Source organism: Leptospira fletcheri, assembly GCF_004769195.1.
GTDB classification, from domain to species: Bacteria; Spirochaetota; Leptospiria; order Leptospirales; family Leptospiraceae; genus Leptospira_B; species Leptospira_B fletcheri.
The window spans coordinates 103,254-117,412 of the sequence record NZ_RQET01000007.1; the positions used below are offsets into that span (position 1 = coordinate 103,254).

General features: G+C 47.5%; 15 protein-coding genes. 13 read left to right on the plus strand and 2 right to left on the minus strand.

Annotated elements, in window-relative coordinates:
* From EHO60_RS10365 to EHO60_RS10410, 10 genes are all read left to right on the plus strand, one after another.
* Positions 1 to 744: a YfgM family protein gene (locus EHO60_RS10365; protein ID WP_135768125.1), complete on the plus strand. Its 744-nt coding sequence runs from the start codon at positions 1 to 3 to the stop codon at positions 742 to 744.
* Between the two features lies 1 nt (position 745).
* Positions 746 to 1,375: an ATP phosphoribosyltransferase gene (gene hisG / locus EHO60_RS10370; RefSeq protein ID WP_135768126.1), complete on the plus strand. Its 630-nt coding sequence runs from the start codon at positions 746 to 748 to the stop codon at positions 1,373 to 1,375.
* Positions 1,376 to 1,432: 57 nt separating this feature from the next.
* Positions 1,433 to 1,633 (plus strand): 50S ribosomal protein L32, encoded by a 201-nt coding sequence (gene rpmF, locus EHO60_RS10375; protein ID WP_135768127.1) that lies wholly within the window; start codon positions 1,433 to 1,435, stop codon positions 1,631 to 1,633.
* A gap of 138 nt (positions 1,634 to 1,771) precedes the next feature.
* Positions 1,772 to 2,779, plus strand: coding sequence for a phosphate acyltransferase PlsX (gene plsX, locus EHO60_RS10380; RefSeq protein WP_135768128.1), 1,008 nt, complete (start codon positions 1,772 to 1,774; stop codon positions 2,777 to 2,779).
* A gap of 374 nt (positions 2,780 to 3,153) precedes the next feature.
* Positions 3,154 to 3,918 carry a 3-oxoacyl-[acyl-carrier-protein] reductase gene (fabG, locus tag EHO60_RS10385; RefSeq protein WP_135768129.1) on the plus strand — a complete coding sequence of 255 codons (765 nt, stop codon included), beginning with the start codon at positions 3,154 to 3,156 and terminating at the stop codon, positions 3,916 to 3,918.
* Positions 3,919 to 4,370: 452 nt separating this feature from the next.
* On the plus strand, positions 4,371 to 4,604 hold the full coding sequence (acpP, locus tag EHO60_RS10390; protein ID WP_010412054.1) for an acyl carrier protein: 234 nt from the start codon (positions 4,371 to 4,373) through the stop codon (positions 4,602 to 4,604).
* 71 nt (positions 4,605 to 4,675) lie between these two features.
* Entirely contained in the window at positions 4,676 to 5,416 is a 741-nt protein-coding gene (rnc, locus tag EHO60_RS10395; protein WP_167880205.1) for a ribonuclease III, read from the plus strand.
* A gap of 9 nt (positions 5,417 to 5,425) precedes the next feature.
* Positions 5,426 to 5,887: an NUDIX domain-containing protein gene (locus EHO60_RS10400; RefSeq protein ID WP_135768130.1), complete on the plus strand. Its 462-nt coding sequence runs from the start codon at positions 5,426 to 5,428 to the stop codon at positions 5,885 to 5,887.
* On the plus strand, positions 5,884 to 6,975 hold the full coding sequence (gene aroB, locus EHO60_RS10405; protein ID WP_135768131.1) for a 3-dehydroquinate synthase: 1,092 nt from the start codon (positions 5,884 to 5,886) through the stop codon (positions 6,973 to 6,975). The genes EHO60_RS10400 and aroB overlap by 4 nt, the downstream gene beginning before the upstream one ends.
* A 70-nt stretch (positions 6,976 to 7,045) precedes the next feature.
* Positions 7,046 to 7,915 (plus strand): mechanosensitive ion channel family protein, encoded by an 870-nt coding sequence (locus EHO60_RS10410; protein WP_135768132.1) that lies wholly within the window; start codon positions 7,046 to 7,048, stop codon positions 7,913 to 7,915.
* Between the two features lie 4 nt (positions 7,916 to 7,919).
* Here the strand turns inward: EHO60_RS10410 and pyk are convergent, their stop codons facing one another.
* On the minus strand, positions 7,920 to 9,344 hold the full coding sequence (gene pyk / locus EHO60_RS10415; protein ID WP_135768133.1) for a pyruvate kinase: 1,425 nt from the start codon (positions 9,342 to 9,344) through the stop codon (positions 7,920 to 7,922).
* Between the two features lie 152 nt (positions 9,345 to 9,496).
* Here pyk and EHO60_RS10420 point away from each other — a divergent pair, with 152 nt between their 5' ends.
* The 3 genes from EHO60_RS10420 to EHO60_RS10430 are packed head-to-tail and all read left to right on the plus strand — an operon-like array spanning position 9,497 to position 12,275.
* A complete protein-coding gene (locus EHO60_RS10420; protein ID WP_167880208.1) occupies positions 9,497 to 10,354 on the plus strand; it encodes a histone deacetylase family protein in 858 nt (285 codons plus the stop codon).
* Positions 10,355 to 10,356: 2 nt separating this feature from the next.
* Positions 10,357 to 11,175 carry a hypothetical protein gene (locus EHO60_RS10425; RefSeq protein WP_135768135.1) on the plus strand — a complete coding sequence of 273 codons (819 nt, stop codon included), beginning with the start codon at positions 10,357 to 10,359 and terminating at the stop codon, positions 11,173 to 11,175.
* Positions 11,172 to 12,275 (plus strand): PP2C family protein-serine/threonine phosphatase, encoded by a 1,104-nt coding sequence (locus EHO60_RS10430; protein ID WP_135768136.1) that lies wholly within the window; start codon positions 11,172 to 11,174, stop codon positions 12,273 to 12,275. The genes EHO60_RS10425 and EHO60_RS10430 overlap by 4 nt, the downstream gene beginning before the upstream one ends.
* Here EHO60_RS10430 and EHO60_RS10435 read toward each other — a convergent pair.
* Positions 12,272 to 14,158, minus strand: coding sequence for a hypothetical protein (locus tag EHO60_RS10435; RefSeq protein WP_135768137.1), 1,887 nt, complete (start codon positions 14,156 to 14,158; stop codon positions 12,272 to 12,274). The two genes, EHO60_RS10430 and EHO60_RS10435, sit on opposite strands and share 4 nt — an antisense overlap.
* Between the last annotated feature and the right edge of the window lies 1 nt (position 14,159).

Below are 14,159 nucleotides of genomic sequence, written 5' to 3' on the forward strand. Positions count from 1 at the left end.
ATGAAGAGGTTCGAGCAAAACTCCGCCAATTCCTCCGTGCAGGTGAATGTGGATCCGTACGCGGACCTGAAAGGCGCGGAGCGGGCCTTTACGATCTTTTTTGCCAAGGTCGGAGAATATCGCAAACAAGTTCTCATCGGGGTCGCGATTCTTCTTGTGACGACGGTTGCCGTAGTCGGTTGGAACGAATACAGGGCGGACCAATTCCGAAAGGGAACTGTGGCGGTAGAAGCGCTGGAAAAAAAATTTCTACTGAATCCGAGCATCGACATTGCTGAAAAAATCAAGCAGTACGAAGAGCTTTCTTCTAATTATCATTCCGAGTCCCTTCGAATCCGTATTTCCAAAACCTTAGGCGACTTGTATGCTCGTAACGGAGAGTTCGCAAAAGCGGGCGAAAAACTGGAGTGGGCGGGGAAGAAAATCGACGAACTCCCCGAAATCAAGGCGTATTATTTTTATATTGCGGGAAGTTACCGGGAAAGCGGCGGGCAATTCCCCCAAGCGGAATCCGATTTCGATACCGCTGTTTCTCTTTTGAACAACCGAAGAAATGTTTCCGGCTTTTATGCATGGAGTCTTTACCAATCGGGTAGATTGAAGGCCAAGAACGGTAAAAAAGCGGAGGCAAAAGAAAACCTGCGTAAAGTATTGGAGCAGGAACTTTCCTCTCCCTCGGATGAGTACAAATCAGTCCGAGAATTGGCCACGTATCTCCTAGTAAAGCTCAACCAAGGAAGTTGACATGCTGACTCTGGCGCTTCCGAAAGGACGGCTTGCGGAGGAGAGTATAGAACTTATGGTCTCCAAAGGTTGGCTGGAAGGCAAACCTGATCCGGATTCTAAAGAACTAATTTATCGTGACCCGAAGGGAAGGGTGCGCATCCTACTCGTTCGTTCCCAGGATGTGGCGACTTACGTAGAACAGAATGCGGCGGATGCCGGTATCGTGGGTTGGGACGTGCTAAAGGAAGGGGGATACGATTTGCTACTTCCTTTGGACTTGGGGATCGGGAAATGCAGACTTTCCGTAGCCGCTCCTAACGGTTGGAATTTAAGTTCCGGAAAGAGAAAAGTGCGCGTAGCTACGAAATATCCGAATTTAGCACGTGAATTTTTTCTCTCCAAAGGGATTAGCTGCGAGGTGATCAAGCTCTACGGAAGTATCGAATTGGCCCCTTTGGTGGGTTTGTCCGACTGCATCGTAGATCTGGTATCCACAGGAAGCACTTTGCGAGCGAATCATCTGAAGGAAATTGAAACGATTTTAGAATCCACAGCCAGGCTCGTATTCAATCGGTCTTCCTTGTATTCTAAAAGACAGGAATCGGGAGAATTTCTGGATTCCTTCGTAGCTTTTGAAAAACGGTTGTGAAATCACGGCCAAAAAAAAACATAGTCGTAAAAAACGATCTTATCATAGAGAAGAACAATGGCAGTTCCTAAGAGACGAAAATCCAAATCCAAAGTAAGGATGAAGCGCGCACACCACGCGATCGGTAAACCGAACCTGGTTCCTTGCCCGAACTGCAATTCTTTCCGCCCTCCTCACAGAATTTGTCCCGTATGCGGCTTTTACAAAGACCGCGTCGTTCTGGAGCCTAAAGCCAGGAAGTCGAACGAAGAGACCTAATCTCAGTATGGCGCCTTTTTCCCTCGGCGACCGGACCGGAGCCAATCTCCACATCCCTTTTTTCCTCCTCGGGAAGTCCTACAACCGACTGCTTTCGGTATTCTCCGGCAGTCTCCTTAGCGGCATCTAAAGGCCTCTATGTGGGTCGCCGTCGACGGAATGAGCGGCGATTACGGTCCGGATCGGATCGTGGAAGGTGTCGTCGCAGCCGTTAACGAAGACAAACGAAACGTCGTTCTTGTCGGCAAAGAGGAAGAAATCAGCGAAATTCTTCTGAAATACGAGTACGATCCCGAACGTATACGTATCGTTCATGCCGGGGAAATCATAGAAATGAATGATTCCCCTTCGATCGCCGTAAGAGCGATGCAGGATTCTTCTGTGGTCCAATCGGCTCAACTAGTAGCGGACAAAACTTGTGTAGGAATGTTTTCTCCGGGAAATACCGGGGCAACGATGGCGGCTTCTCTCCTGTATTTAGGAAGAATTCCCGGCGTTCTTAGACCTCCGATCGCCGCTCCGATTCCGAGAGAAAAAGGCCCCCCCGCTCTTTTGATCGATGCAGGCGCAAACGTGGATTGCAAACCGGAATATCTGGCACAGTTCGCGGTCATGGGGGAAATCTATTCCAAAATGATTTTCGAGATCGAAAGACCCAAAGTAGGTCTGCTTTCCAACGGAGAAGAAGACAAGAAAGGAAATTCAGTCACCTTGAAAGCCTTCGAGTTATTGAGAAAGCTGCCGATCGAATTTGTCGGAAACGTGGAGGGCAGGGACCTATACGGCGGAGGGCGCGATGTGGACGTGGTGGTGTGCGACGGTTTTATCGGAAACATTGTCCTGAAGGCGACAGAGGGATTATCCAAATCCATCTTTAACGTTTTAAGAGAGAGCATCGCGCAGTCGAGTTTGGCGCAGACAGGCGCTCTTCTCCTGAAACCTACGTTCACCGCGATCAAGAAACGTTTGGATTATGCGGAATACGGGGGAGCCCTCCTGCTTGGGGTCGACGGAATCTGCCTGATCGGGCATGGTTCCTCCAGTGCTCATGCGGTTCGCAGTGCGATCCGAGTCGTGACGGAGTGCGCAGAACGGAATGTTAACTGGAGAATTACGGAAAGTATTAAGGAATATGGAATTGGGTAAGCCCCACCCTGCTTTGGGTGGGGGCCGGTGCGGTGGTACCCCAACGCGCATAACATACAATTTTTCTTACGTAAAGTTCTTTTTGGAAAATTCTCTGTAGGAGTTCATACAGGTTCGGAATAGAAAAAGAAGTCGCCGAAAAGACGTTTTTCCGATAGGGACTTTGGGGGAATGGCCCGCGAGCCCACCTCTCCCGCTCGAACCTGGGTGGGGGCCGTCTTCTCTCCCTTTGTACCACACTCTAACCCCAATCCTTCTAGCGCACTCGCCTCAATCACCGGTCGCGCTCACCCGACTCCTTCCCCCTTAAAACCCCTTGACCCCTAGGAAGGTAAAAATAGGCTAACCGCAGAATCTGGTGAGGAAAGAAACCGATGATTGATTTGAAAGGCAAAAACGCCATTATTACCGGGTCGGCACGCGGAATCGGAAAAGCTACTGCTTTAAAATTAGCACAGGCCGGTGCGAACGTCGTAATTGCAGACTTGAACGAGGAGGCCAGTAAGGCTACGGCAGCGGAAATTGCCAAGGCGACTGGCGTGAAAGCGATCGGAATTTCCGTAAACGTGGCCAATGCGGATTCGGCTCATGCCGGAATCCAGGCGACTGTGGACGCTTTCGGTTCCGTGGACGTTCTCGTGAACAACGCAGGAATTACGAAAGACACTTTGTTACTTAGAATGAAACCGGAACAATGGGACGCAGTGATTGCGGTAAATTTGACCGGTACCTTCAACTGCACCCAAGCCGCCGTCAAATTCATGGCAAAAAATCCGAACGGAGGATCGATTATTAATCTTTCCTCGATTGCGGGTGTGAACGGAAACATTGGACAAACGAACTATTCCGCGTCCAAAGCGGGTGTAATCGGTTTTACTAAAGCTGTGGCTTTGGAAATGGCTTCTCGTAAGGTCCGCTGCAACGCGATCGCACCGGGATTTATCCACACGGAAATGACGGATGCGATTCCTGAAAAATTACGTCTGGCGATGGTAGCGGCGATTCCTTTGAAAAGAGCGGGACAGCCCGAGGATATCGCGAATACGATCGCTTTCCTGGCTTCCGATCTAGCTTCTTTTATCACTGGTCAAGTGATAGAAGTGAACGGCGGTGGATTCTTGCCGGGAGTTCAAGCGTAATCGTTCGCACTCCCAAGTGATCCTTCACTAGAAAAGGCCCGATTTTTATCGGGCTTTTTCATGTTTATTTTGATTTAGGTCCGAACGCCGTTCGAATCTTTCGAAAGAAAGGCTCTTTTTCTCCTAGCGTTCGTTCGAAAGAGAAGCTGGGTCGCATAACTGGAAGGAATCTAAAGTTGAATTCTTCTCTTTTTTTTGCGCCGGAAAGTTACAATTCTGGAATAAAAAAACTTACTGATCTCATAAAAGAAAAACTGATTCAATGCGACTTTTCACTTACGAAAAATTTTCTTCGGTTTTTTCTTTTCTAATAGGTTTTTTTCCGAATCTCGCCCGTTAACGCTTGCCAAAACTTTCCGGATAAAAATGTTTAAAAATCGGTGGATGAATTCATCCCCGATTCTAAACCTAACTAAAACTTACATACCACTTCGCTGGTACGGAGGAAACAAATGGCAGATTTCGAAAAGATAAAGTCCATCATAGTTGAGCAACTCGGAGTCGACGAATCCGAAGTTACTCCTGAAGCGCACTTCATCGACGACCTTGGAGCAGACTCCCTTGACACCGTTGAGCTAGTAATGGCTCTCGAAGAGGAGTTCGGTGTTGAAATTTCCGACGAGGATGCTGAAAAGATCCAAACCGTCGGAGACGTTATCAAATTCATCGACGCTCTTAAGTCCTAATTAGACTGGATTTCCGGGTTCTTTTAGGGGAACTCGGAACTCTCTTTTCTTACTTCTTTTATCAAAATCCTTTGATAAAAAAAAATCCCCTCCAAGCAAACGAATCTAAGAAAGCCGTAAGGCCGAAAGACCTTAAAATATTAACCGAATCGCTCGGGATTCGCTTTAAGAAAATCGAACTTTTAGAACTGGCTTTCGTACACAGTTCCTACCAAAACGAACACTCCGAGTTCGAAGAGGACAACGAAAGATTGGAATTTTTGGGCGATTCCGTTTTAGGTTTGGTTGTGGCAAGATACCTCTACGGTAAATATCCGAAGGCGAGCGAAGGAGAACTTTCACGCCTAAAGTCGAAACTCGTATCGACGGCCGTACTCAATTCGATCAGCGATCAACTCGGACTCAGTGCTTATGTTCTTCTCGGCCGCGGAGAGGGAAGCGGCTCCGGTCAAAAGAAATTAGGAGCGAACCTGTTCGAAGCTTTGATAGGCGCTGTCTTTCTGGACCAAGGAATGGAAGCCGCGGAAAAGATCATTCTCAAGAATCTGATCGAATTCGCGGAGAATTCGGAAAAACTGGAATCGGTTAAGGATTTTAAAACCCTTTTGCAGGAAGTTTGCCAGAGAAAATTCAAGACACTTCCCACATACCGCTTGCTTCGGGAATCCGGTCCGGACCATGCGAAAACCTTCCAAGTTTCGGTTAAAATCAGGGATAAGTATGAAACCGAAGGTGTCGGAAAAAATAAGAAGTTTGCCGAACAGGATGCCGCCCGGAATATGCTACGTATTCTAGGTATCAAGAACGGATAGCGAATTTGAATGGAATTTTTCTTTAAGAAAAAAGGACTTCGTGTTCGGGTTGCGGCCCTGATTCGGAACCGAAAAGGCGAAATTCTACTCTTGCAACAAAGAAAGAAGGACTCCTATTATTGGTTATTGCCCGGAGGAGGAATCGAATTCGGCGAAAACGCGGAAGACGCCCTCCGCAGAGAGCTAAAGGAAGAACTATCTCTGGACGTAACTTCTGCTTCTTTTCTATTCTTGAACGAATCCATAGATCCGAAAGGGAACCGTCATCTGATACAATTGGTGTTCTTAACGAACGTAAGAAAGCAGGACCCGGAAATGAATCTGAAGGAAAAAGCGATCACCGGATTCGGATATTTTCCGATCGCAGCCATCAAGGAGATGGACATACGGCCGGATATAAAATCCTATCTTTCCGCGGGAAAATTCAAACCTTCTCCCTATCTGAAAAGCCAATGGGTGTACGATAAATGAATCCGATCCGGGAAATAAAAGTAAACACCGTATCCAAAGAATATTCAGTAATCTTAAATCAAGATTTTCAAGGTTTGAAGGAAGTCGTGGAATCCGTCCGGGATATATCCTCGATTTTTATCCTAACCGAAAAGAAATTGTCGAAATTGTTTTCCGGACAATACGCGTCCGAGTTGAAAGGTCTGGAACAACAGGTTCACGAGATCCATATCCGTAGCGGAGAAAAAAACAAACATATAGGTCGTACCGCGGAAGTCTATAACCGTCTGATTCGGTTGGGTGCGGATCGCAAGAGTCTGATCCTCGCCCTCGGCGGCGGAGTCGTCGGTGATTTTGCCGGATTTATCGCTTCTACTTTTTTGCGAGGAATCAGATTCGCGCAGATCCCGACGACACTATTGGCCTGCGTGGATTCTTCCGTGGGCGGAAAGGTGGCAGTAAACGCGGATCTGGGCAAGAATATGATCGGTTCCTTCTACCAGCCTGAGTTCGTATTCGCACCTTTATCCACACTCGCAAGTCTTCCAAGAAAGGAATGGCGTTGTGGAATGGCGGAGATCGTGAAACATTCCATTTTGGAAGGTGGGGAATATTTCGAGAAAATCGAATCGCATGGATCGGAGATTTACGACCAACGATCGGATGTGCTTCACGATTTCATCGCGGAATCGGTACGTTTCAAAGCCAAAATCGTCGGTCAGGATGAAAGGGAGGCGGGACTCCGGAAAACCTTAAATCTGGGACATACTACCGCGCATGCGATCGAGTCCCTGACGAAATATCGCAAGTATTCTCACGGAGAAGCCGTCTCGATCGGACTCGTTACTGCTGCGATTCTTTCTTCCGAAAAAGAAGGACTCGATCCGGACTTCATCGATTCTTTGAGAGAAATCCTGAAAAAATACGATTTGCCTTATCAGGACGACAGCAAATCGAAGGAGGTCGCGCAGCACGCGCTTCACGACAAGAAAAATGTAGGTTCTTCCGTGCGTTTCGTGTTATTGAGATCGTTGGGAAACGCGGTCTGGGACGTCCCTGTATCTTTAGAGGAAATTGCGGACGTTTTTAGACGTCAAAAGCGGCTTTAAAAGCCGGAACCTCGCCAGGAATAGCCTTGATTGTAGGAAGGCGGACCGGTTAGATTGTTCCTTCTGACCTATGCTGGAAATAGTAGAATTATTAAATCCCTTATACCTGCTCGGTTTAAAAGAAAGGTCCTTTACCCAGGATTTCGTTCTTGTAATCTATTTCATTCTTTCGCTTATCGTAATATACAAAAGTTTCATTTTTTTATTGGATCGCCTGATCCCTCCGGCAGACACTTCCACACAGTACAATAGGAGAAGACTGACCCGGATCTCCTTCGTCTTAGTCGGCGTGATTTCCCTGCTACCCGTCGTTTTTTCGGGACTTTCCTATCTTCCTACCGTTATGGGGTTGGCCGGGGCCGGTATCGTGATCTCCCTCAAGGATGTAACGTTGAATTATGTGGGCTGGTTTCTCATCCATGGAAGCAACGGTTTCGAAGTCGGGGACAGGATAGAAATCGAAGGGGTTAAAGGAGACGTGGTCAATATAGGGATCAACCGATTTACGCTCATGGAAGTGAGTATAGATCCCAAATCCGAGCAATCGACCAACCGTTTGATACACCTTCCGAACCATTCCGTGATTCTGAATAAAGTATACGTAATCAAGGAAAGAATGGGATTTGTTTGGGATGAGTTCAAGGTTAAGATTCCTCATTCCGCGGATTGGAAAAGGGCCGAGGAGATCCTGAATTCCATTATAAAAAACGAATCCGTGATCGATAGGCCTCAGATCGACTATACCGCCCGAGAACTCTCCAAGAACTATCTGGTCCGCCTCGGAATCACCACACCGATCGTTTACATTCTTACCGAAGAAGGCGGTGTCCTTTTTTCGCTAAGATACCTAACTCATATCAAGGAAAAGAGAAACCAAAGAGCGAATATCTCCAAGGTAATACTGAAGGAATTCGACGAAGCTCGGATTCCTTTATTATGAAAGTTTATTTTATCCTGTAGATCTGTAGAAAATCCACGGACTTCGCCTGTCCTCCGGGGGCGCCCGATAAAATCACGATGATGTCTCCGGTTGTAAGCGTTTGATCCTCGGCAAGTTTCGTTTCCATGTAGCGTATCATATCCTGAAACGTGTCCATAAAAGGCATTACGTAAGGCTGGACTCCCCGATACAATTTCATCTTTCTCGCGGTCGCAAGGTAAGGTGTAAAGGAAAGGATCGGTACCTTGGGTCTCATTTCGGAAGTGATTAACGCGGAGTAACCGCTTCTTGTAAAATTGACGATGGCTCGCGCTCCTATGTCGTGGGCGATTTCCCTCGCTGCAGAACCGAGGGCCGCTCTTTCCACTTCCAATTCCGATTTTTTGAGATTCCAATGGATTTCGTAGATCCGATCTATATTTTCCGTTTCTCTTAATATTTTCGCCATCATCTCCGCGGATTCCACCGGATACTTTCCGCTCGCGGATTCCCCCGAAAGCATCACTGCATCGGTCCCGTCCATGACCGCGTTCGCGACGTCGCTCGCTTCGGCTCGGGTTGGTCTGGGGTTTTCTACCATGGATTCGAGCATTTGCGTCGCAGTGATCACAGGCTTTCCCGCTCGATTGGCCTTAAAAATCAGTTCCTTTTGGAGTACGGGAACTTTTTCCGTTTCGACTTCCACCCCCAGATCTCCTCGAGCGATCATGATTCCGTCTGCGGATTCTATGATTTCGTCGATATTCCGGATCGCTTCCGGGCGTTCGATCTTTGCGATCAATCCTATCTGCGATCCTCGCATCATCTCTCGGGCAAGTTCCAAGTCGCTCGCGCGACGGACGAAACTCAATGCGACGTAATCCACTCCTAAGGTTAATGCGAATTTCAGATCGGATAGATCCTTTTCGGAAAGGGCAGGAGCGGAGATTGGAGTTCCGGGGAGGTTGATTCCTTTGTTACTTTTTAATATTCCTCCGATCAAAATCCTTAAAACCGCTTCCTTTTCTGTTTTGGAATCCACCTCTAACAGCAATTTACCGTCGTCGATAAGAAGTTTGTCGCCAGTTCTTAGGTCTTCGATTAAAGTGGGAAAGGTAGTGCCGATCGCTTCCGAATCGCCTAGGTAATCGGGATCCGCAAGAAGTCGTATCGTTTTGCCCTTTTCGAGTTCGATTTGGGGAATGCGAAGTTTTCCGGTTCGGATTTTTGGCCCTTGTAGGTCGGCGATGATTCCTAGGGGAGTTCCGGATTCGGATTCGCATTTACGTAATTTTTCAAAGACTCTTTTGTGATCTTCATGGGTGCCGTGTGAAAAATTCATCCGCGCGATGTCCATTCCCGCCCTTAAAAGAGCGGTGATGATCGACTCTTCCGAGGAGGATGGACCTATGGTACAGACGATTTTTGTTTTCTTTTCAGGACTAAACATGAATTGGAGCCTCCGGGATGTTGGACGTATATAAGACCGCGATTTCGTTCTTTACGGGGCAAAACGAAAGGGTAAGCTTGGGAAAAAAAAGGCACGCTCCTTTGCGACAGAAGTTAGATCGGATCGCTCTTGTTTACCATCCGGAATATAATATGGACTTGGGCGCGCATGTGTTTCCCGCACGCAAGTACGGGATGATATATAACCAAGTCAAGGAAGATTCTAGGCTTTCGACTCTTCCTGCATTGCAACCTTCGCCGGTCGGACCTGAGGAATTGTCCTTGGTCCATACTCCCGAATTTCTCTCCGACTTCATGAATCTTCGTTATACGGACAGGACCATGTATTCCGAATTGCCTCTGAACCGGGAAATCGTACGCAGTTTCTGCCTTGGGGTAGGAGGAACCATTCTCGCCACCGAGACGACCGAGAACTACAAATACGTGTATCATATAGGCGGCGGCTTTCACCATAGTATGCCGGACCGTGCGGAAGGTTTTTGTTATCTGAACGACGCGGCGGTCGCCACCAAATTATATCTCCAAAAACATCCCGATCGCAAAGTGCTGTACGTCGATTTGGACCTACACCAAGGAAATGGAAACGCGAAAGTCTTCAAGGGGGATCCTTCTGTCTGGACTTTTTCCATGCACCAAGAGCATTTGTACCCGAAAAAGGAGCAGTCCAGTTTGGATGTGCCCTTGGAAAACGGTACGAACGATAAGACATATTTGAAAGCGCTGGAAACCGGATTGGCTCAAACAAGAGCCAATTTCAAGCCGGATCTGATCTATTATTTCGCGGGCGCGGATCCTTTTGAGGACGATTCTTTGGGGGATCTAAAATTGACCTTCGACGGATTGAAAAGAAGAGATAAGATGGTCAAAGAATTTGCCGATTCTTTGGATGTGCCCGTGGTCGTGTTGCCTGCCGGCGGATATGCCAGAAATTTTCACGATACGGTCAGGATTCATTTCAATACGATACGAGTGTTTGCGTCGCTGATTTAAGAATGAGCATTTTTTCCAATTCCGACAAATCCGGCAACGGACAAAATTATATAGACCCGGACGCTCTCGGTTTAATCGACATCAATCGAGAGTTTAAAACGCACTTAGGGATCGAGGATACCTTATTCAACCGCTTCTCGAAGGAGGACGTAAACGATCTCCTGGTACAAAGCGGGATGTTCGAGATGTTGGCGTTGCGCGGATTTTACGAGACGAAATTGGAGATCCAAGGGATTTCGGAAGTGGATAACCGGATCTTCATTAAAACTCCGAACGGGGCCGTTTTAGTTCACATGAGGCTGAAATTTTCGGACTTCAGTTTCAAAAAAATCGGGGAATCCTTCCCGATGATCTACATAGACTGGCTATTAAGTCAGAACGTTCGTCTCGGAAAATTGAAGGAAAAAAAAAGATTATTCGAAGGCCAAGAATATCCGGGATTGAACGTGATGAATGAGATTACGATTTTTATCCGTCTATTGGCTAGTAAAATCGGTGCCGCGGGGGCCTTTAATATTCCGGAATACTTTCATGACGCAGTCCTTTTCCATAAGAATTTTCGATTTTTAAGTCCTGAAAAAGAGGGCGAATTTAGGGCACTTTTGCGTTCTTTCCGAAAGGAAAATCTCCGCTCCCTTTCCGGGGCAATTCATTCCGGACAGGTAGTCGAGGCGGAAACCTCGAAAGTATACAACTGGACCTATGGCGAAATGGTCTCTTGTATAAATAACTATTTGGAAAAATCCTTGTTCGACCACGAATACAATTCTACCGTTGCAAAAATTTCCAACACGAAGGAATTCTCCAGGATCAAAAAATGACCTCACTTTCGATAAAACCCGAAATTCTGATCATCGATGACGATCGCGACGTAGGGGAAGCACTCGAAATTCTGTTGGTAAAGCTAGGATACAATTCGACTTTTTTCGATTCCGTGGACAGGGGAAAGGAATACTTCGAAAAGGAAGCTAATCCGATCGTATTTCTGGACATTCACATGCCCCGTACCAGCGGGTTGGACGTACTGCCCTATTTCAAAAATCTAAGTCCTTCCACCCAAGTGATCATGATGACGGGCGAAAGGGACATCAACGACGTGATGACTTCCCTGACCCACAAGGCCTCGGATTTCCTTTTAAAACCTTTTTCGCTCCAGACTGTGAGGATCGCCGTCCAAAGGGCCCTGGATTATTATACTCTGGTGAAGGAAAAGGAGGCTCGGGAGGAAAGTATACTAAGAGACCTGCGATTGGCCTCCAAAATACAGAGGAAAATCCTTTCCGTCCCGGATTTATCTCCATACAAGGTGCTGGTCGATAATATTCCCGCTTCCTTTGTCAGCGGGGATTTTTACGTATTGTCCAGGTCGAACGGTTCGGTGATGGCCATGTTAGGCGACATAGAGGATCATGGTGTCACTTCCGGGTTAATCGGTCTCCTGATGACAAGCGTGGCCCGTGAAGCGTTCCGCGAAAAGGAGGATCCCTCGCACGTATTACGTAAAATGAATATGGAACTTTCCTCCGAGATCGGCACTCACAGTCTGACCGCTGCGGCGGCGGTGATTCGACCCGACCAAAAAAAAATACGCTATGCCCGAGGGGGGCATCCGTTTCCCGTTCTATATAGGCAGGAAGGAATGGAATTATTGAACAAAAAATCGGGCCAATTGCTCGGGATCATGGACGACTTGGATTTCGAGGCCCACGAGATTTCTTTTCAGACCGGGGACATTCTGTTTTTATACAGCGACGGCCTTTTGAATAATCTCTCCAGTCCTTTATTTGCCGAGCTGGAACAACTGAGAAAGAAGGATAGACCGATCGAGGAACTGCAGGCAGCTATCCAGATCTACTCCAAGGCCACATTGCCTACACGGGAATTTCGGGACGACTCGAGTTATATTCTCATCCAACTTTAAGGACCGACGGACTTCTCCCCGTTCGACGATTCCTGCGATTCGCGGGGAGAAGCTTTGGGAAAGGAACCTTTCCGAATATTGAAGAAAATAAGTTCGGGCAGAGAAAAAAACGCGGACTGTAGGCCGCTTTTGACTCTCGCGCCCCGATCGAAAGGAAGGGTGAAGATTCCAACGAATCCGTTTCCCAACCCGAATCCTAAATTGATCAGCCCGTAGACCGGCCGGATCCAGATCACGTCGTCCGTAAAAAACAAGAAGTCCGAATCCTCTTCGTTGCTTTCGTAAATCGTCGAAGTCCGCGTATTGGATTCCCTCAGGGAAACTTTCCAAGAGGATTCCGCTTTTCGCATGGATTCCAATTTTCTCTTACGAAAGGATAGAACGGTCTCCTCCGACATCGGTTTCCAATCGGCTTTGATCTTGTCGTATGCCGCAAATGGAATAAAGGCCAGAGAGGTCCGCGGATCAATTTTTCTTCCTAACCATAATTCGTATTCTTTTTCGTTTAGAATATCATCGAAGGAGTCGAAGATTTCCGTAGTGCAGTTCCTGCGGATCAGGCGGAAATCGTAGAGAATTTTTAGATTATTATAATATTCCTTTTCCCTTTTGTCGCTCAAGTCCAGCCAGAAGGACAATTTCTCTCTGGGGGGAAGCGGAAAGGAGTAGGGTATAACGGCGGGCAGGGAAGGGTGCAGGATTTCGAAAGTATTACGCACGGATATTCCGCGTGCGAGTCCGGTGCGAAGTTCGAATGCACGATTCTCGAGATCCTCCCAGGTCCGATACTTTTCCTCGTTCCATTCCGACGCCGCATTCAAACTTTTCCTGTATTCTGTCGAGGCGGCGAACAATTCCCCCGAAGCTCGATCCGTCGTTTCTTTCTGCTCCGCCAACCGATCGAAAGGAACGGAATCGGATCCTTGAGGAAAGGTGATTAGAAAAACGAGTCTGCCCGATCGAAGCGACTCCTCCATTGCCAGTATTCTTGCCAAGGAAACAAGGGCGCTCGGGCCCCAGTCCGACGGATCCTCTTCGAGACTCGCCGATAGGGAATTCATAAGGTCGTTCCGCAATATCGATAGTTTCGATTTTTCTAATTCATTAATATGGTAAGAAGCCGGCGAAAAGATCGTTTCCTTTGAAAGAACTTTCCTCTTTTCTAGCGTTTCCAGAAATGCCAACTTGGATAATCTGGAAAGGAACCATTTCGCCGGTCCTCCCTTAAAAAACGGATACTCCCTTCTTGTCGTGGGAGGAAGGTCCGGAAAATCGGAGAATCTTCCTTGTTCTACCGCTTCGAAAAGTTCCTGCTTCAGACGGGATCTCGTTTTGCCCAACCAATCTGCACCCAGCCTTTCCCGCAAAAATCCGTGTACGGAAGAAACGTCTTCTAAGCCGGATTCCTCGCCGAAATAGCCAAGACTCGGAATGGAAACTTTCGGATCCGGGGAATGCAACCCACGGAAAAAATCCGAGTCGGAACGAAGTCCCTCCAAGTTGTTTAGATGTTTAAATTGTTGTAAACTATATCGTTCCAGCCCGTCCCGAATTTTTTCCAGACCGCTTTCGGGAAGAGAAAGGCTTACGATTCGACTCGTGCGGTTCGAATAAGTATTGTACGAATAGGAAAAATTTTCATAAGGTTCCCGGACGATGCGGAAGATTTCGTCGGGATAGTATTGGAAATGATAGACGGTGTCTTGGAATCTTAAAGCGGAATGTCCTCCGCTGGACTGGCCGGTATTCGCGTCCACATAAATGAAATCCAGTAGAACGTCTTTGGCTCCGGTCGGGTAGGAGGAGGCGAAAAAAAGGATCGGAAGAAGAAGAAAGGAAAAGCGGCCTCGAAAAGGCCGCTCGTTGATAAACGAACCGGACACC